This window comes from Enterobacter sp. CGMCC 5087 (assembly GCF_003144775.1).
Lineage (GTDB): Bacteria > Pseudomonadota > Gammaproteobacteria > Enterobacterales > Enterobacteriaceae > Enterobacter > Enterobacter cloacae_M.
This window is the reverse complement of record NZ_QFXN01000105.1, coordinates 1-1,527: the sequence shown is the minus strand read 5'-3', so window position 1 is coordinate 1,527 and position 1,527 is coordinate 1. Positions and strand designations below refer to the sequence as shown.

At 51.8% G+C, this 1,527-nt stretch carries 1 protein-coding gene and 2 pseudogenes; all 3 read left to right on the top strand.

Annotated features, from left to right (window positions below):
* A pseudogene (locus DEO48_RS26920) lies at nucleotides 1-481 on the top strand (type IV secretion protein Rhs); the annotation flags it as partial.
* An 8-nt stretch (nucleotides 482-489) separates the two neighbouring features.
* Entirely contained in the window at nucleotides 490-687 is a 198-nt protein-coding gene (locus tag DEO48_RS09935; RefSeq protein ID WP_045405487.1) for a bacteriocin immunity protein, read from the top strand.
* A gap of 123 nt (nucleotides 688-810) precedes the next feature.
* Nucleotides 811-1,527: pseudogene (locus DEO48_RS09930) on the top strand (type IV secretion protein Rhs); the annotation flags it as partial.

Sequence of the window (1,527 nt, the reverse complement as noted above, 5' to 3'; positions counted from 1 at the left end):
CCCGATAGGGCTGGCGGGGGGGATAAACCTTTACCAGTATGCGCCGAATGCGCTGGGGTGGGTGGATCCGTGGGGTCTTAATAGATGCGAGGCAGGAGTTGCATCAGGAAAAGGTAGTAAAATAAAAGGCAAGTGGTTGAAGGGATCGCATGGTAATGCAGGTTTATTCCCATCATCTGTTGCTGATAAATTACGAGGTCGGGAATTTAAATCCTTTGATGATTTTAGAGAGAATTTCTGGAAAGAGGTGTCTCTCGACCCGCATCTATCGAAGCAATTTAGTACATCAAACGTTACCAGAATGCGGGGCGGAAAAGCTCCAATAGCACATGATACACAGTGGAACGGGAAAAATAGATCTTATGTCCTACACCATAGAACCCCTATCCAACATGGGGGCGGTGTCTATGATGTTGATAATCTAGTAATCGTTACACCAAGATATCACCTTGACATTCTAGATCGTGCTTATCATTTTTGAGGGGTAATATGCAAAGACAAGAGCTTATCGAGCTAATAAGGAAAATCCAACGCAGCGAAGGGACGGAAGAAGAAGCTGATAATGACATCGACCTCCTTTGTAGAAGTGTCGCAGATCCTCAGGCAGCTAATTATATTTATTATGAAGAACTTAGCGCAGAAGAAATTGCGGATAAAATTATAAATTACAAACCAATTCAACTATAAGTAGTATTCGGGGGGCGCAATGAGTCCCCCATATTGAAAAAAATCCATGCCAAAGCGTGGATTTTTTTTCATTCAAAACAAATCAAACGTTAAATAAGACGTTCATCACGTCGCCATCTTTAACTATGTAATCTCTATCGACGGGACGTCTTTACCGGCAATACCCAGCGCCCGTCGCCGCGCCGCTGGTCCCGCCGCTGGGATTACAATTACCGCAATAACCTCGTGCGGGAAGAGCGAGACGATAACCCGTTCAGCTGGTACCGCTGGCAGTACGACAGCGCCGGGCGCCTGCTCGTTCAGGACGGCACGCTGCCCGGACAGGAGCAGTGGCGCTGGGATGCAGCCGGTAACCCGCTCGAAGGTTCCGCTGAGAAGGTCACGCACAACCGTCTGACGCAGCTGAACGGCATTCGCTGGCGCTATGACATCCACGGCCGCACCGTGGAGAAAGATAACGGTCAGACCCGCTGGCACTACCGCTACGACGGTGAACATCGCCTGACGGAAGTCATCAGCCAGCCGCGGGACCGCAACAGGCCGCAGACTCAGGTCAGCTTCCGCTACGATCCGCTCGGGCGACGTATCAGCAAAACGCGACGCCAGATTCTGGGCGGACAGCCAACCGGCAAGCCGGTCACCACCCGGTTTGTCTGGGAAGGGTTCCGCCTGCTGCAGGAGGTGCACGGGGATGTGCCACTCACCTACATCTACAGCGATCAGGACAGCTACGATCCGCTGGCGCGTATTGACGGCGTTGATGCCACGGAGATTTTCTGGTTCCACTGCCAGCCCAACGGCACGCCGGAGCGGATGACGGATATCGAAGGACAGGTGCGT

Bases quoted from the DNA above. Each gene is read 5' to 3' on its own strand.
- DEO48_RS09935 (WP_045405487.1), top strand. From the start codon at position 490: ATGCAAAGACAAGAGCTTATCGAGCTAATAAGGAAAATCCAACGCAGC.